This is a genomic window from Sphingomonas kyeonggiensis, from assembly GCF_030812785.1.
GTDB classification, from domain to species: domain Bacteria; phylum Pseudomonadota; class Alphaproteobacteria; order Sphingomonadales; family Sphingomonadaceae; genus Sphingomonas; species Sphingomonas kyeonggiensis_B.
In genome coordinates, this window is the sequence record NZ_JAUSTJ010000001.1 from 638,725 (window position 1) to 654,429 (window position 15,705).

General features: G+C 66.2%; 22 protein-coding genes. 5 read left to right on the top strand and 17 right to left on the bottom strand.

Annotated features, from left to right (window positions below; all coding sequences use genetic code 11):
* Positions 1–69: 69 nt before the first annotated feature.
* Genes J2W22_RS03120 through J2W22_RS03130 form a run of 3 tightly spaced genes read right to left on the bottom strand, consistent with a single transcriptional unit; the run spans position 70 to position 1,770 of the window.
* The gene (locus J2W22_RS03120; RefSeq protein ID WP_307117979.1) at positions 70–696 is read right to left on the bottom strand and encodes a M48 family metallopeptidase; all 627 of its coding nucleotides are present in this window, start codon (positions 694–696) and stop codon (positions 70–72) included.
* Between the two features lie 44 nt (positions 697–740).
* A complete protein-coding gene (locus J2W22_RS03125) occupies positions 741–1,175 on the bottom strand; it encodes a YcgN family cysteine cluster protein (protein WP_307116801.1) in 435 nt (144 codons plus the stop codon).
* 10 nt (positions 1,176–1,185) lie between these two features.
* The gene (locus tag J2W22_RS03130) at positions 1,186–1,770 is read right to left on the bottom strand and encodes an SCO family protein (protein WP_307116802.1); all 585 of its coding nucleotides are present in this window, start codon (positions 1,768–1,770) and stop codon (positions 1,186–1,188) included.
* A 69-nt stretch (positions 1,771–1,839) separates the two neighbouring features.
* On the opposite strand from J2W22_RS03130, the gene J2W22_RS03135 reads away from it, so the two are divergent.
* Entirely contained in the window at positions 1,840–2,457 is a 618-nt protein-coding gene (locus tag J2W22_RS03135) for an ankyrin repeat domain-containing protein (RefSeq protein WP_307116803.1), read from the top strand.
* Positions 2,458–2,562: 105 nt separating this feature from the next.
* Here the strand turns inward: J2W22_RS03135 and J2W22_RS03140 are convergent, their stop codons facing one another.
* From J2W22_RS03140 to J2W22_RS03190, 11 genes are all read right to left on the bottom strand, one after another.
* Complete coding sequence (locus tag J2W22_RS03140) at positions 2,563–3,045, bottom strand: MmcB family DNA repair protein (protein ID WP_307116804.1); 483 nt, start codon at positions 3,043–3,045, stop codon at positions 2,563–2,565.
* A 50-nt stretch (positions 3,046–3,095) separates the two neighbouring features.
* Positions 3,096–3,740 carry a cell wall hydrolase gene (locus J2W22_RS03145; protein ID WP_307116805.1) on the bottom strand — a complete coding sequence of 215 codons (645 nt, stop codon included), beginning with the start codon at positions 3,738–3,740 and terminating at the stop codon, positions 3,096–3,098.
* A gap of 156 nt (positions 3,741–3,896) precedes the next feature.
* Positions 3,897–4,235 (bottom strand): DUF1491 family protein, encoded by a 339-nt coding sequence (locus tag J2W22_RS03150; RefSeq protein WP_307116806.1) that lies wholly within the window; start codon positions 4,233–4,235, stop codon positions 3,897–3,899.
* Positions 4,235–4,723 (bottom strand): PaaI family thioesterase, encoded by a 489-nt coding sequence (locus J2W22_RS03155; RefSeq protein WP_307117980.1) that lies wholly within the window; start codon positions 4,721–4,723, stop codon positions 4,235–4,237. The genes J2W22_RS03150 and J2W22_RS03155 overlap by 1 nt, the downstream gene beginning before the upstream one ends.
* Entirely contained in the window at positions 4,683–5,150 is a 468-nt protein-coding gene (locus tag J2W22_RS03160) for a PTS sugar transporter subunit IIA (protein WP_307116807.1), read from the bottom strand. Before J2W22_RS03160 ends, J2W22_RS03155 begins: the two co-directional genes overlap by 41 nt.
* Positions 5,151–5,186: 36 nt before the next feature.
* Positions 5,187–5,774 carry a ribosome hibernation-promoting factor, HPF/YfiA family gene (hpf, locus tag J2W22_RS03165; protein WP_307116808.1) on the bottom strand — a complete coding sequence of 196 codons (588 nt, stop codon included), beginning with the start codon at positions 5,772–5,774 and terminating at the stop codon, positions 5,187–5,189.
* 73 nt (positions 5,775–5,847) lie between these two features.
* Positions 5,848–6,540: a DNA polymerase III subunit epsilon gene (dnaQ, locus tag J2W22_RS03170; protein WP_307116809.1), complete on the bottom strand. Its 693-nt coding sequence runs from the start codon at positions 6,538–6,540 to the stop codon at positions 5,848–5,850.
* 7 nt (positions 6,541–6,547) lie between these two features.
* Positions 6,548–7,141 carry a dephospho-CoA kinase gene (gene coaE, locus J2W22_RS03175; protein WP_307116810.1) on the bottom strand — a complete coding sequence of 198 codons (594 nt, stop codon included), beginning with the start codon at positions 7,139–7,141 and terminating at the stop codon, positions 6,548–6,550.
* A complete protein-coding gene (gene aroE / locus J2W22_RS03180) occupies positions 7,138–7,947 on the bottom strand; it encodes a shikimate dehydrogenase (protein WP_307116811.1) in 810 nt (269 codons plus the stop codon). Before aroE ends, coaE begins: the two co-directional genes overlap by 4 nt.
* Entirely contained in the window at positions 7,944–8,540 is a 597-nt protein-coding gene (locus tag J2W22_RS03185; protein ID WP_307116812.1) for a Maf family protein, read from the bottom strand. The genes aroE and J2W22_RS03185 overlap by 4 nt, the downstream gene beginning before the upstream one ends.
* Positions 8,537–9,358, bottom strand: coding sequence for a pyruvate, water dikinase regulatory protein (locus J2W22_RS03190; RefSeq protein WP_373422933.1), 822 nt, complete (start codon positions 9,356–9,358; stop codon positions 8,537–8,539). Before J2W22_RS03190 ends, J2W22_RS03185 begins: the two co-directional genes overlap by 4 nt.
* A 302-nt stretch (positions 9,359–9,660) precedes the next feature.
* On the opposite strand from J2W22_RS03190, the gene hemE reads away from it, so the two are divergent.
* The 4 genes from hemE to J2W22_RS03210 all read left to right on the top strand — a co-directional run bounded on the left by hemE (position 9,661) and on the right by J2W22_RS03210 (position 13,447).
* Positions 9,661–10,683, top strand: coding sequence for a uroporphyrinogen decarboxylase (gene hemE, locus J2W22_RS03195; RefSeq protein ID WP_307117982.1), 1,023 nt, complete (start codon positions 9,661–9,663; stop codon positions 10,681–10,683).
* A gap of 5 nt (positions 10,684–10,688) precedes the next feature.
* A complete protein-coding gene (locus tag J2W22_RS03200) occupies positions 10,689–11,141 on the top strand; it encodes a CopD family protein (RefSeq protein ID WP_307116813.1) in 453 nt (150 codons plus the stop codon).
* Between the two features lie 226 nt (positions 11,142–11,367).
* Positions 11,368–12,624 (top strand): transcription termination factor Rho, encoded by a 1,257-nt coding sequence (gene rho / locus J2W22_RS03205; protein WP_184163328.1) that lies wholly within the window; start codon positions 11,368–11,370, stop codon positions 12,622–12,624.
* Between the two features lie 121 nt (positions 12,625–12,745).
* Positions 12,746–13,447, top strand: coding sequence for a TerC family protein (locus tag J2W22_RS03210; protein WP_307116814.1), 702 nt, complete (start codon positions 12,746–12,748; stop codon positions 13,445–13,447).
* Positions 13,448–13,450: 3 nt separating this feature from the next.
* Here J2W22_RS03210 and J2W22_RS03215 read toward each other — a convergent pair whose 3' ends face one another.
* Genes J2W22_RS03215 through J2W22_RS03225 form a run of 3 tightly spaced genes read right to left on the bottom strand, consistent with a single transcriptional unit; the run spans position 13,451 to position 15,628 of the window.
* Complete coding sequence (locus J2W22_RS03215; protein WP_307116815.1) at positions 13,451–14,497, bottom strand: serine hydrolase domain-containing protein; 1,047 nt, start codon at positions 14,495–14,497, stop codon at positions 13,451–13,453.
* Positions 14,498–14,522: 25 nt separating this feature from the next.
* Positions 14,523–15,224 carry a dienelactone hydrolase family protein gene (locus tag J2W22_RS03220; RefSeq protein WP_307116816.1) on the bottom strand — a complete coding sequence of 234 codons (702 nt, stop codon included), beginning with the start codon at positions 15,222–15,224 and terminating at the stop codon, positions 14,523–14,525.
* The gene (locus J2W22_RS03225) at positions 15,221–15,628 is read right to left on the bottom strand and encodes a methylated-DNA--[protein]-cysteine S-methyltransferase (RefSeq protein ID WP_307116817.1); all 408 of its coding nucleotides are present in this window, start codon (positions 15,626–15,628) and stop codon (positions 15,221–15,223) included. The genes J2W22_RS03220 and J2W22_RS03225 overlap by 4 nt, the downstream gene beginning before the upstream one ends.
* Positions 15,629–15,705 lie beyond the last annotated feature (77 nt).

The following is a 15,705-nucleotide window of genomic DNA, read 5'->3' on the forward strand; positions in this document are numbered from 1 at the left end:
CGAGCACATCGGTCGTGATTCGGGGATAGCGCACGAGATGGGCCCCCGCTTTCGCGGGGGTGACGGCTGCTATCTACCGTACCAGTGCAGCCCGGCGCCGTTGCGCTTGAGCCAGGCGCGGGCACGATCCGGATCGCCTTCGTACAATTCCGCAACCACGCGGTGAAACGCCGGCGAGTGGTTCATATGGATGCGGTGCGCGACTTCATGCGCCACCGTCGAGCGGCGGACGAAGCTCGGTGCGAGCAGCAGCCGCCAGCTGTAGCGGATCTGGCCCGAGGAGGCGCAGCTCCCCCAGCGCCCGCGCGGATCGCCGATCGAGACCTTGGTGACGCTCACCCCGGCACGCTCGGCATATTCGGCGGTTTCCTCGCTCAGCAGGTCGAGCGCCGCCTGGCGCAGCCAGCGCTCGATGCGCTTCTCCAGCCCCTCGCGCGGCCCGCCACAGAGCAGCTGGTCGCCGATCAGCTTCGGAGTCCGCCCGGCACCGGTGGCGGGCCAGACGATCTCGACTTCGGCATCGCCGACCGGAATGCGCGCGCCCGGTGCGAAGGGCCGCGCCTCGGGCATCTTGGCCTGTTGCAGCGCGATCCAGCCCTGCTGCTCGCGCGCCCAGTCCATGCCCTTCTTGAGCGAGGCGCGGGGAGGAAGGGTGAGCTTCACCTTGCCCGAGCGGGGATCGACCGAGAGCCGCATCCGCCGCGCCCGGGCGTGACGGACCACCTCGATCTCCGCTTCGCTCAAAGCTCGCGGTCCACCAGGTGATGCTCGAAATCGATCACGTCGTCCTCGCTCACCGTCCAGCCGCGGGTCGACTGGCCGGCGGCGTGCACCGATTCCCGGTCGCCGCTCACCAGATAATGCCAGTCGGGCAGCGGCTTGCCCTCGCCGCGCAGGCGATAGGCGCAGGTGGAAGGCAGCCATTCGATGTCGCGGACGTTGCGCGCGGTCAGCCGCACGCATTCGGGGACATAGGCATGGCGATGCTTGTAGTCCGAACATTGCCCCATCCGCCGGTCGAGCAGCCGGCAGGCGACGTTGGTCGCGTGGAGCTCGCCGGTCTCCTCGTCCTCCAGCTTGTGGATGCAGCATTTGCCGCAGCCGTCGCAAAGGGCTTCCCATTGCGCCCGGTCGAGCTTCTCCAGCGGCAGGTCTTCCCAGAACTTACTGGCCATTATTTACCGGTCATTTCACCCAATGGTCGAGCTGCTCCACAAGGGCGGCAGCGTCCTTCTCGATCGGCAACGACGTGATCGGCTTGCCGTCCCCGTCCATCAGATAGGCAATCTGGCTGTGTCCTACCAGATAGGCGCCGCCCGGGCCGGGCGCTTCCTTCTTGGCATAGACCGCATATTGCTTCTCGACCGCCTCGATCGCCTTGGGGCTGCCGGTGAGCCCGACGATGCGATCGTCGAAGTTGCGGATGAACTCGCCGACCACCTTGGACGTGTCGCGCTCGGGATCGACGGTGATGAAGATCGGCACGATCGCCTTCGCCTTGGCGGGCGCCTGCTTGTCGAGCAGCTTCATCGCCTGGCCGATCTTGAGCATGTCGTTCGGGCAGATGTCCGGGCAATAGGTATAGCCGAAATAGACGATACGATATTTGCCCGCGAAATCACTGTCGCGCACCGTCTTGCCGGCCTGATCGGTGAGGGCGAAGGGCCCGCCGATGCGGGCACCGGCCAGCGGCGGTTCGTCGCCGGCGGCGCCGCTGCAACCCGAGACGATCAGTAGCAAAGGCGCAAAGGCCTGAAATATCCTGCTCATGGTATCGCCAGCCATGATCTGATAGTCCGGGGCTTGCAAGCACTGCCGCTATGGGGTTTGGGCAAACACATGATCGTTCGCGTACTGGGCGCCGCCGGCGCCGCCCTGCTGATGCTCGCCGCCGCGCCCGCGTCGGCCCAGCAATTCTCCGACAGCTATAATTTCCTCAATGCCATCCGCGAGACGGACGGCAGCAAGGTGAACAAGTATCTGGAGAACAAGTCGCTCCGGATCGTCAACGCCAAGGATCGCAACACCGGCGAGGGCGCGCTGCACATCGTGGTGAAGCGGAGCGACGCGGTCTATCTGCGCGTGCTGCTCCAGCAGGACGACATCAACGCCAATCTGCAGGACGGCCGCGGCAACACCGCGCTGCTCATCGCCGCCGAGCGCGGCTGGGACGAGGGCGTGCAGATCCTGATCAAGTACGGCGCAAACGTGAACCTCGCCAATATGAGCGGCGAGACACCGCTGATCCGCGCGGTGCAGGTGCACGACATCAACGTGGTGCGCGAGCTGCTCGACGCGGGTGCCAATCCCGACCGGACCGACAACGTCACCGGCAAGTCGGCGCGCGACTATGCCCGTGACGAGGCGCGTTATCCGCAGATCCTCAAGCTGCTGACCGATGCCCCCAAGGGCGGCAAGGCCAGCGGCAGCGCGGCACCGGCCGGCCCGAAGCTCTGATTGCCGGCGCGAAGCCGGGCGCACCCCGGCTTCCGCTCAAGCATTGCGAGTGTGGCCTGTCGGCCAAAGTACACGAAGTTCACGCCAAGAGCGGGTTTTGCCGCGCTAGAACGCCGCCTCCGCGTCGGGATCGAGGATCTGGATGACCCGGCGCGCGGCGCGCCGGGCAAAGGCCAGGGTGCATTTCTTCCGGGTTGGCGCGGGCAGGGGAAAGGTCGCCGCCTCGCGCATCACCGCCGCATCGTAGCGATCGGCAACGATCAGCCCGGCGCGCGCCGGCAGGAAACCCTCCTGCTCGAACGGGCGCAGATCGAATCCTTCGGGCACCGCCCAGAAGAACCGGTCGCAATGCGCGAGATAATCGGTCCACTTGCCGTCGCCGAGCAGGTCGGCGCGCGAGACCTTGATCTCGACGATGACGATGTTGCCGCGCGAATCGATCGCCATCAGATCGGCACGGCGGCCGCCCTCGAGCGGCACTTCGGCCAGCGCGACGCAATCGTGGCGGAGGAGGAGCCGCGTGACTCCGCGCGCCACATCGGCGGCGATCAACGGGTCTGGCTGAATCGAAACGGCCGGAGAGTTCATCCCCGGCCGTTTAGAACATTAGGCGAACGCAGGGAACCCTGCGACTCGGGTCAGCGGTAGAAAACGTGGTTGCCGACGGTGCCGACACGGGCGCGCTTCCAGCTCGGCTTCACATAGCGGGCATGGAAATAGAGCGCCTCGGGCACGGGCGAATCCCACTGCTCGTTCATCGCGACCTGGGCCACGGCGAGCGCCTTCTTCCACTGGCCATTGGCCGGCGGGGTCGGCAGCTTGCCGCCGCGCACGAAGGAGAACTGGCCGCGCTGGGTGACCACGCCGCAGACCGAGCGCGGGAAGCGGCCCGATTCGGTGCGGTTGAGGATCACGTCCGCCACGGCGAGCTGGCCGGCGAGCGGCTCGCTCTTGGCTTCGTAGTAAACGCCCACGGCAAGGCAGTTGAGCTCGCTGCCGAGCGACGCGGGCGCATCCTGTGCTGCCACGGCTTCGGAAAGCGAGTCGAAATCTTCTTCGTCCGCATCCGCATTGGGGATCTGCTGGACGATCTCGCCCTTCGGAAGGGCGGTCGGCGCGGCCTGGGGCGCCGGGGTGGGAACAACCTGGTGTTCCAGTGTGTTGACCGTCTGAACCGGCGCATCCTGCGCGCCCAGGGTCACATCGAGCGTGGCGGCATTCGCAAGTGCGCCAGCGCAAAAAGTCACGGCCGCGAAGCACGCGGCGCGGTGGATGAACTTCATTTGGCTTCGTTGCTGTGCGGTTGGTGCGCGGCCGGCCCGTTTTCTCTATGGGACCGCCGGGCTTCCCCCCCGACTGCGTAACCGACCGACTTCACACCCCGGGCAGCACAACGCGATTGATGTAGCCGGGGGCTTTCGCCGCACAGCGGCCGGATGTCAATTCATCGCCAATGTTTCAGCGGCGAACCGTTCCGCCTGCGCGATATCCAGTTCGACCACCCACAGGTCGGAATCGCGCTCGCGGCGCCGCTTCCAATAGGCGGTGACTTCCCCGTCATCGGCGAATTCGCGCGGGCCGGAGGGGATCAGCGCCGGGTTTCCGTCAGGTCCCAGGCCGCGTTCGACGAAGCGCGGATTGGCCCCGCGCTCGACCAGCAGCAACAGCACCGCACCCGCCGTCGCATCGCCCCTGGCCAGCACCATCGCACCGCCGCCCGCGCGCTCGGCACGGCGGATCAGCGCATTGACCAGCACGCCGGTGGCGAGCCGCGCCATCAGCCCTGGGCGTAGCCGGGCAGCGAGGCGAGCGGGATGCGCGAGCGCATGAAGGTGCCCGTGCCGCGCGCCGCTTCCTCGCCGGTCGCATCGATCAGCCGCGCCTCGCCGACGAACACCCGGCGCTGCCCACTCACCCAGCGCCCCTCCGCGACCACCGGGCCGGGACCGAGCGGCTTGGTGAGCAGCAGGTTGAACTGCGTGGTCAGCACGAAGCGATCGGTAACCAGGCTGTTGACCGCATAGAAGGCGGCATCGTCGAGCATCTTGAAATAGCTCGTGCCATGCGCCGCGCCGGCGGCGTGGAAATAGCGCTCGTCGATGGTGAAGCGGATGCGCGCGACGCCGGGCTCGGGAATCTCGAGCACGGATTCGAAAAGCCGGTTGATCGGCGCCGCGGCATAGAGGGATTCGAGCGCGCGGAAATGCGCCTCCGCCCCGGTCGGTTCAGGCAGCGTCACGCGCCTCCACGCCAGCGAGCAGCGCATAGAGCGCGTCATGCGAGCCGGCGCCGCGCAGCTTGGCGGCGACGCTCTTGTCGCGCAGCAGCCGCGAGACACAGGCCAGCGCCTTGAGATGCTCGGCACCCGCGCCCACCGGCGAGAGCAGCATGAAGACCAGGTCGACGGGCAATTCGTCGACCGCACCGAAATCGACCGGCTTCTCCAGCCGGACGAACACGCCGCACACCCGGCGGATCGCATCGAGCTTGCCATGCGGGATGGCGATGCCCGCGCCGAAGCCGGTCGAGCCGAGCTTCTCGCGGGCAGTCAGGGTCTCGGCGACGGCACGCGCGTCGAGGCCATAAGCCTCGGCGGCGGCTGCCCCCAGCGCTGCGAAGAGCGCCTTCTTGCTGGCAACGCTCGTACCGGAGAGCACTGCTTCCGGCACGAGCAAATCACTGATCGTCGTCATCGATATTCCAGTTAGGTCCGCCCCCGACCCTACTACTCAGGCAGCGCGGTTGGGTTCCACCCAGCCAATCGTCCCGTCGCCGCGCCGATAGACCATGTTATGGGCCCCTGTCGCGCTATTTCGGAACAGCAACGCATTGGTGTTGCGGAGGTCGAGCATCATAACGGCATCCGAAACGGTGGCATCGGGCACATCGACCCGGGTCTCGGCGATGATCAGCGGCGCATCGGAGGGCTCGTCCTCCTCGGCATGCTCCTGGAAGAGGGTGTAACCGGCGTTGTTGTCATAGGCGCCGTTCTCCGCGAACGCATTGACCACGCCGTTCTGCCGGTCCTTGAGCCGGCGGGTGTAGCGGCGCAGCTGCTTGTCGATCCGGTCGGCCGCGCCATCGAACGCGCCATGCGCCTCCATGCCCTTGTTGGTCGCCTTGAGCACCAGCCCCTGGGTCACGTGCATCACGATGTCACAGGTGAAGCCATTGTCGTGCGGCCCCTTGCCGAAGGTCGCCTGGGACGAGATGGCGCGCGAGAAATATTTGCCCGCAATCCCCTGGAGCCGCTCGTTGACCTGCGCCGTGAGCGCAGCGCCCGTCTCGACCTGATGCCCAGAAACCCGGATGTCCATCTTCACCTCCGCTTTTACGAGGACGTTAGCTGGGGCGGGGTCCCAGCCCTTTGACCCAGGCCAAAGCCGGGGTTCAACTGGCTGCGGCGGCGCCCCAGAGCGGCTCCTCCATCTTAGAGAGAAAGGCTGCGTGGCGTTCGAGTTCCGCCGCGCTCGCCGCAAATTGTCGCGCGGGGCGCACATGTACCCGCGTCGGTGCCTCGGCGGCGGTCTCGCGCACGATCGGCGCGTCGACCGCGAGGCCAAGAGTGATCTGCCGGCCGCCGGTCAGCTCGACATAGACCTGCGCCAGCAGCGAGGCGTCGATCAGCGCCCCGTGCAGGGTGCGCTGGGTGAGATCGATGCCGTAGCGGGTGCAGAGCGCGTCGAGCGTGTGCTTGGCGCCGGGATGCTTGACGCGGGCGATCGCCAGCGTGTCGACCATGCGGCCGAGATCGACGATCGGCCGGCCGCTGCGCTTGAGCTCGCCATTGATGAAGCCGAAGTCGAAATTGGCGTTGTGCGCGATCATCGGGCTGTCGCCGATGAATTCGAGCATGTCCTCGACCACATCCTCGAACAGCGGCTTGTCGGAGAGGAACACGTCCGACAGGCCGTGGACGTTGAACGCCTCGATCGGCATCGGCCGCTGGGGATTGATATAGGCGTGGTAGTGCCGCCCGGTCATCACCCGGTTGACCAGCTCGACACATCCGATCTCAACCAGCCGGTCGCCACCCGAGAAGCTGAGCCCGGTGGTTTCGGTGTCGAACACGATTTCACGCATGTGACACTTATCCTACTGCCGGCCCCGCTAGGCAAGCGATGACATTACGTACCGCGCCGCGCGTCTCATCGAGCGAACCGCCCGTCGGAATCACGAAGTCCGCCCGGGCGCGCTTCTCCGAATCGGGGAGCTGGCGGGCGAGAATCGCCTCGAAACGCGCCGCCGTCATGCCGGGCCGGGCAAGCACCCGCTCGCGCTGCATTTCGGCCGGGGCGGAGACCACCGCGATCTTGTCGACATGCTGCCAGCCGCCGGCCTCGAACAGCAGCGGCACGTCGAGCACCACCAGCGGCGCCGTGCGATTCGATTCGAGAAAGGCGTTGCGCGCCTCGGCCACGGCGGGGTGGATGATCGCCTCGAGCCGGGCAAAGGCGGCGGGATCGGCGAGCACCGCCTCGCGCAGCAGCGTGCGATCGACCCCCAGCGCGGTGGTGGTGTCGGGGAATTCCGCCTCGATCTCGGCGACCAGCGCGCCGCCCGGGCCCTGGAGCCGATGGACCTCGGCATCGGCATCGAACACCGGCACGCCGAGCTCGGCGAACATCGCCGCCACGGTCGACTTGCCCATGCCGATCGACCCGGTGAGGCCGAGCGTGATCACGCCAGTAGCAGCTCGCGCAATTCCTCGTCGCGGTCGCGCGGCGGCTCGGCGCCGAAGAACAGCTCGAAGGCGAGGGCGGCCTGGCCGACCAGCATCTCGAGTCCGTCCACCGTATCGAGATCCCGTTCCCGCGCCTGGGCGAGCAGCTCGGTCTCGAGTGGGGCATAGACCGCGTCATAGACCACCGCATCCTCGGGCAGCGGCGACAGGTCGATCTCGAGCGGGGGCTGGCCGATCATGCCGAGCGCGCTGGCATTGACCAGCAGCTGGGCCGGGGGAAGCTTGCTGCCCAGCGGCAGGGCCTGGCCCTTGATCCCGAAGCCGGAGAGCAGTGCCGCAGCCTTCAGCACATTGCGGTTGAGCAAAGTCACCCGGCCGATCCCGACCTTGGACAGTGCGAACAGGATCGCCCGCGCCGCGCCGCCGGCGCCGATCACCACGGCATGGCTGCCCTCGAGATCGAGCCCGGCGATCGGGGCATAGAAGCCGCCGGCATCGGTGTTGGTGCCGACCAGCGCGCCGTCCTCGGCCCGCACCACGGTGTTTATCGCGCCGATCGATTCGCGGATGCCGCCGCGATCCTCGACGAATTCGAGCGCGGCCTGCTTGTGGGGCAGGGTGATGTTGCAGCCGCGCCAATCGGGATCGCTACGACGCGACTCGAAATAGCCGGCCAGTTCCTCGGGCTTCACATGGGCGCGGCGATATTCGGCCTCGATGCCGAGCTGCTTCAGCCAGAAGCCGTGGATCAGTGGCGACTTGGACTGGGCGATGGGGTCGCCGATCACCTCGGCATAGATGGTCATGACGTCAGAACCCCGCGAGTGCGCAGATAGTCGAGGATCGGCAGCAGCGGCATGCCGAGGATGGTGAACTGGCTGCCTTGGGTAGCGCTGAACAGCTGGACGCCCGGCCCCTCGATCCGGAAGCAGCCGACGCACCCGGCGATCGCCGGCCATTCGATGTCGAGATATTCCTGAATGAACGCCTCGGAGAGCGGGCGGACGTGGAGCTTCGCCCGGTCGACGTGGCGCCACACCGCGCGGCCGCCCTCGGCGATCACCGCAGCGCTGTAGATGTCGTGCGTCCTGCCCGACATGCGGCGGAGATGATCGGCGGCCTGCTCGCGGCTCTCGGGCTTGTCGAGCAGCGAGCCATCGTCGAGCGCGACCAGCGAATCGCCGCCCAGCACCAGCGCGGTGGGCACCAAGCCGGAGACCTTCAACGCCTTCAGCTCGGCCAGCGCATCGGCGAGATCGCGCGGGGAGATGCCGCCGGCGAGCAAGGATGCCTTGGCCGAGGCTTCGTCGACCTGTGCCGTCACGGCCTCATGCGGCACGCCGGCATCGTTGAGCATCGCGCGGCGCGAGGCGCTCTGCGAGGCGAGTACGAGGTTCATTGCTTTCCCTTTTCGAGCGTCCGCTCGTTGCACAGCTGGATGATCGCCGCCGCGGTCTCCTCGATCGAGCGGCGCGTCACGTCGATCACGGGCCAGCCATTATCGGCGAACATCCGCCGGGCAAAGGCGACTTCGCGGGTCACGGCGTCCTGCTCGACATAGCTGGTCTCGGTCGCCTGGTTGAGCGAGAGCAGCCGGTTGCGACGAATCTGGATCAGCCGATCGGCACTGGTGGTGAGGCCGACGATCAGCGGATGCTTGAGATTGTAGAGCTCCGGAGGCGGCGGCGATTCGACCACGATCGGGATGTTGGCGGTCTTGTAGCCGCGGTTCGCCAGATAGATCGAAGTCGGCGTCTTGGACGAGCGCGAGACGCCGGCGAGGAGGATGTCCGCCTCCTCCCAGTCCTCGGCGAGCAGCCCGTCGTCATGCGCGATGGTGAACTGGATCGCGTCGACCCGGGCGAAATAGGCCGCGTCGAGGGTATGCTGGCGGCCCGGCCGCGCCTTGGCTTCCTGGCCGAGCAGGTTGGACAAGGCGTGGTTGACCGGATCGAGCGGGGCGATCGCCGGCAGGCCCATCGCCCGGCAGCGGCTCTCCAGCGTGCGGCGGATCTCGGGGTTCACCAGCGTGTAGAGCACCAGCCCGGGATTCTGGGCGATCTCTTGGAGGATCCGCTCGAGATGCGCTTCGCTGCGCACCATCGGCCAGAAATGGCGGAGCGTCTCGACATCGTCATATTGGGCGAGCGCCGCCTTGGCGATGTTCTCCAGCGTCTCGCCGGTGGAGTCGGAGAGGAGGTGGAGGTGGAGCCGCATCAGGCCGTGAATGGATCTGTGGAAAACATGGCTGACAGCCACTAGCGCAACCCGGCGCACGAACCAATCGGGTCAGTTTGATGACTCCGCTGGTGATTCGTCCACATCCGCATCCCCAGCTTGTGATTCCAATCCACAGCCTGTTGAAAACGGGGATGGCATCCGCGAATCCGAGGACTCCCGAGGGACGGCGAGAGTCAAACTGTTGGCAACTCGCGGACGAGTGCATAAGCCCCGGTTTCCACGCGCCAACAGACTCCAACAATCTCTAGATTCATTCTTTATTGTTTTAGGAACGGGCCCTGACCGACTCCCATCCCAAGCCGCTGCTCGAGACGCTCAAGGGTGTCCGGCAGGAGATTCCGCCCGTCTGGCTGATGCGTCAGGCCGGCCGCTATCTGCCCGAATATCGCGCGCTCCGGGCCGAGAAGGGCGGATTCCTCGAACTCGCGCTCGATCCCGAAGCGGCGGCCGAGATCACGCTGCAACCGATCCGCCGCTTCGGCATGGACGGCGCGATCCTGTTCTCCGACATCCTGATGGTGCCGATGGCGCTGGGGCAGAAATTGTGGTTCGAAACCGGCGAAGGCCCGCGCCTGGCGCCGACCGTGACCACCCGTGCCGTGCTGGATGGCCTTGAATCGGGTTCTGAGGCCCTGGAGAAGGTCTATGCGACCGTCCGGCAGGTCCGGTCCCATCTCGACTCCCGAACCACCTTCCTGGGCTTTGCAGGGAGCCCCTGGACAGTCGCCACCTATATGATCGCCGGGCAGGGGAGTCGCGAACAGGCCGAGGCGCGGCGGCTCGCTTATGCCGATCCCGGACTCATGCAGGCGCTGGTCGATCGGATTGCCGATTGCACGATCACCTATCTGAACGCGCAGATCGATGCGGGTGTCGAAGCCGTGCAGCTGTTCGACAGCTGGGCGGGCAGCCTGAGCCCCGAGCAGTTCGAGCGCTGGGTCATCGCGCCGACCGCGCGGATCGCCGCGGCGGTGAAAGGCAAGGCGCCGGTGATCGGCTTTCCCAAGGGCGCCGGCGGCAAGCTTCCGGCCTATGCGCGCGAGACGGGGGTCGATGCGATCGGTCTCGACGAGACGGTTGATCCCGCCTGGGCCGACGCGGTGCTGCCGGAGAATCTGCCGGTGCAGGGCAATCTCGATCCGCTCGCGCTGATTGCGGGCGGCGAGACGCTCGATCGTGCGGTCGACCGGATCCTTTCGGCCTTTCCAAGCCGCCCGCATGTGTTCAATCTCGGGCACGGCATCCAGCAGGATACGCCGATCGAACATGTCGAGCGGCTGCTGGGGCGCATCAGGGGGTAGGATCGATGGCAGGCTGGCTCGGCGGCGCCTATCTTTGGGTCAAGGCGTTCCACATCATCTTCGTGATCTTCTGGATGGCCGGCCTGTTCCTGCTGCCGCGCTATCTGGTCCATCACCAGGAAGCGCTGGGCACGCCCGAGGCGGCCGCCTGGGAGAAGCGCGAGGCGCTGCTGCGCAAGATGATCCTCGGTCCCTCGATCGGGATCGTCTGGCTGCTCGGCCTGGCGCTCGCCGCCAATCTGGGGATGTTCGAAGGGGGTGCCGGGCTCGGCTGGCTGCATGCCAAGTTGCTGATCGTGTTCCTGCTTTCCGGCTATCAGGGCTGGGCGGTCGGCTATTCGAAGAAGCTCGCAAAGGGTCAGGGGAGCCTCGCCCCGCAGACCTTGCGCATGGTCGGTGAAGTGCCGGCGCTGGCGGTGATCCTGGTCGTCATCCTGGCGGTGGTGAAGCCCTTCTGAAATCGCGCGCAATTAAGTTGCGCCATTTCGGCTGGTCGCCGCAACTTACCGCCTGCCGCAAAAGCGCATCCCAGACCGCGGAGACCGGTTGACTTGGGGGTAGGCCACTCCTAATTCGGCGCTGTGGACCGGGTCACCGGGCCATCCCTCCTCCAAGCATCGTACTTCGCGCGCGACTCCACCGCCGACCGACGCTCCCCCCAGCATCCAAGCACCCGGATTCCCAATGCATCTCAAGGACCTCAAGAAGAAAGCCCCCGCCGAACTGGTCTCGATGGCCGAGGAGCTCGGCGTGGAGAGCGCTTCGACGCTGCGCAAGCAGGACCTGCTGTTCGGCATCCTCAAGGCCGAGGCCGAGAATGGCGAGCAGATCCTGGGCCTGGGCACGATCGAGGTGCTGCCGGACGGCTTCGGCTTCCTGCGCAGCCCCGAGGCGAACTATCTCGCCGGCCCCGACGACATCTATGTCTCGCCCAACCAGGTCCGCAAGTTCGGCCTGCGCACCGGCGACACGGTGGAAGGCGAGATCCGCGCGCCCAAGGACGGCGAGCGCTATTTCGCGCTGGTCCGCCTCGTCTCGGTCAATTTCGACGATCCCGATGCGGTCCGCCACCGCGTCAATTTCGACAACCTCACCCCGCTCTATCCCGAGAGCAAGCTGACGCTCGACCAGCTCGACCCGACCCAGAAGGACAAGTCGGCGCGCGTCATCGACATCGTCTCACCGCAGGGCAAGGGCCAGCGCACGCTGATCGTCGCGCCGCCGCGTGTCGGCAAGACGGTGATGCTGCAGAACATCGCCAAGGCGATCACCGATAACCATCCCGAAGTCTTCCTGATCGTGCTGCTCATCGACGAGCGCCCGGAAGAAGTCACCGACATGCAGCGCTCGGTGAAGGGCGAGGTGATCTCCTCGACCTTCGACGAACCGGCCCAGCGCCACGTGCAGGTCTCGGAAATGGTCATCGAAAAGGCCAAGCGCCTGGTCGAGCACAAGAAGGATGTCGTCATCCTGCTCGACTCGATCACCCGTCTCGGTCGCGCCTACAACACCGTGGTGCCGAGCTCGGGCAAGGTGCTGACCGGCGGTGTCGACGCGAACGCGCTGCAGCGCCCGAAGCGCTTCTTCGGTGCCGCGCGCAACATCGAGGAGGGCGGTTCGCTCTCGATCATCGCCACCGCACTGATCGACACCGGCAGCCGCATGGACGAAGTCATCTTCGAAGAGTTCAAGGGCACCGGTAACTCGGAAATCGTCCTCGACCGCAAGGTCGCCGACAAGCGCATCTTCCCGGCGCTCGACGTCGGCAAGTCGGGCACCCGCAAGGAAGAGCTGCTGGTCGACAAGGCCAAGCTCACCAAGATGTGGGTGCTGCGCCGCATCCTCATGCAGATGGGTACCGTCGACGCGATGGAGTTCCTGCTCGACAAGATGAAGGATTCGAAGACCAACGAGGATTTCTTCGACTCGATGAACCAGTAAGCTTCCGCGCTCCACGTGGAACAAGACGAAGAGGCCGGGCCCAGCGCCCGGCCTTTTTCGTTTTGTTGCTCAACATGTCCGGGCGCTTGCATGCGGCTGCAAGCGCGTTAGGGCTTGGGGGATGCTCGACATGCTCCTCAGCGCCGCCGCAGCCGGAATCGGCTCTCCTGCCGATATCTGGCAGCATATCCTCGCCGATTTCTCGAACCTGGGCGATCCGTCTGCGCTCGCGGCATTCGGCTCGGTGCTGATGATCGACCTGGTGCTGGCGGGTGACAATGCGATCGTCGTCGGCGCGCTTGCCGCGGGGCTTCCGGCGGACCAGCGCAAGAAGGTGATCCTGATCGGCATCGGTGCTGCGCTGGTACTGCGCATCGCCTTCGCGCTGATCGTCAGCTGGCTGATGGGGATTGTCGGCCTGATCTTCGCCGGCGGGCTGCTATTGCTCTGGGTAAGCTGGAAGTTCTGGCGCGAGATCCGCGAAGGCGGTCCGCATGCCGATGAGGTCGAATCGGGCCTGAAGCCGGCCAGGAGCTTCGCCGGAGCCGCCTGGGCCGTTGCCGTTGCCGACGTCTCGATGAGCCTCGACAATGTCCTCGCGGTCGCCGGCGCGGCGCGCGAGCATCCCGGCATCCTCGTTGTCGGCCTGCTGCTCTCGGTTGCGCTGATGGGCATCGCAGCGAACCTGATCGCCAAGCTGATCAACCGCTATCCCTGGATCGCCTATATCGGCCTGATCGTGATCGTCTTCGTGGCGTTCCGGATGATCTATGAAGGCTGGGTCGGCACGCACGAGACGCCGGGGATCACCAGCTTCTTCTGAGGATCAGCCGGCCCGACACCGGCCGGCACCCACCTCGGCATCGAGGATGGCCTTCAGGATCGCTTCCGACCGCCTCTGGCCATAGCCGCGGCCATAGGCGGAGGAAGTGATCCCGACCACCAGGTTGCAGCTCGGCACGACATAGATCTTGTTGCCGCCATTGCCCGAGGCGAAGGACACGGTGACGGCAATGCCGCCGGCCTGATGCGTCTTGCGGTACCAGAAATAGCCATAGTGATCGGCATAGGGATCGCTGTCGGCGATGCTGACAACGCGCGCCGTCATCGCCGATATCCAGCGCGCGCTGACGATTCGGCGGCCGCCAAGCTGTCCCTTGTTCCGCACCATCTCACCGATCCGCGCAAGGTCCCGGGTGGTGAGCCAGAGATTGCCTTGGCCCTTGGTCACGCCTGCGGCATCGGAATCCCAGCGCCAGCGGGTGATGCCCAGCGGGGCGAACAGGCGCTGGCGGGCAAGGTCGGCCATTGTCTGACCCGTTGCCTTCGCCACCACGACGCCGGCGACATAACTGGTGGCGGAATTGTACCGGTAGCGTGTGCCAGGCCTGGTCTCGGATGGCACGCCGCGGACAAAGGCGAGCGGGTTGGCTGCCTCGTCCATCCGATCCTCGTTGCCGGGGGATGCGGGATCCTCATCGAATGCCGCCAGGCCAGAACGCATGCTCAGCAGGTCGCGCATCGCCACCGGACCGATCGCGCTGCCTGCGGCTTCGGGCCAGTAGCGCGAGACCGGATCGTCCACCGATTGGATCGCACTGCGATCGATTGCGATGCCGACCATCAGCGCGGTCACGCTCTTGCCCGCCGAGCGGATGTCGTGAAGCTCGCCGGCGGCTGCGCCGTTATAATAGCGCTCGGCAACGCGCTTGCCGTGATGGAGCACCACAACACCGCGCAGGTCAGGATGCTCGTCTCGATCCCAGCGCGCGAGCAGGGCGTTGAGATCGGGGGGCGGGGAGGCGCTGGCAGATACTGCCAGCAAGGCGATGATCGCACATGTCGCCCGGCTCAGGGCCTTTACTCCCCGCATGTTCTTCCCCTTTGTGACCGGTGGCTTAGCCGAGGTTCTTCGCAAAGAACTCGGCCGTCCGCCCATCCGCGAGCTTGGCGGCGTCGTCGGAGCGGCGCTTGCCGAAGGTGTCGGCGAAGCCATGATCCTTACCGGCATAGTCGAACAGCGTGATCTTGGGGTGGTCGTCCAGCCCTTCGTGCATCGCCGCCTGCGCTTCGGGGCTGACGAAATGATCGGCCTGGGGAATGTGCAACAGCACCGGGCGGGCGATGCCGTGCTTCTCGCCGAGCAGATTGTCGATGCCGACGCCGTAATAGCCGACGCTCGCATCGCTGTCGGTCCGCGTCGCGGTCATGAACGCCAGGCGGCCGCCCAGGCAGAAGCCGACCACGCCGACCTTGCCGCCCTCGCCCAGCTGCGCGCGGGCCGCCTTGATCGTCGCTTCGATGTCGCGAATGCCGGCGTCCTGATTGAACTTGCCCATCAGCGCGAGCGCCTGCTGGAACTGCTCAGGCACGTCCGGATCGAGCTGGATACCCGGCTCGAGCCGCCAGAACAGGTCGGGCGCGAGGCTGAGATAGCCCTTGGCTGCCCAGTCGTCGCACTTCTGGCGGATGCCCGGGTTCACGCCGAAGATCTCCTGGATCACGATAACCGCTGCCCTGGGCGCGCCTTCGGGTCGGGCGACATAGGCCTGGAAGCTGCCGCTGCCGTCGATGGTATCGATGCTGATCATCTCGCTCACAATAAGGTCCTTCCGGAATAGCGCCGCTCATGATCGAGCAGCCAGGATTTGGTCTTGGGTCCTTCGCCGCCCGAATAATTGCCGAGCTTCCCGCCGTCGGCGAGGATTCGGTGGCAGGGGACGATGATGGGGAAGGGGTTGTTCGAGCAGATCTGGCCGATCGCCCGCGCGCTCGATCCGGTGATCCGGGCGAGCCCGCCATAGCTCAGCGTCTCGCCATAGCCGATGGCCATCATCGCCTGGCGTAGCTCTGTTCCACGTGAAGTGGGCAGGGGCTGGAGCGGGAGATCGAAATCCTGCCGCGTGCCGGCGAACCATTGCTCGAGCTGCTCGATGGCGACGCGGACCGCGGCGGCATTGCCGGGCGCGGGTGAACCTTCGCCGATCCGGATCGAAACCAGCACGTCTTCACCGCCTTCGACCCGCACCGGACCGATGGGCGTTGCGATCACACCATGGTCGCGCGCATACATGGGTTCGA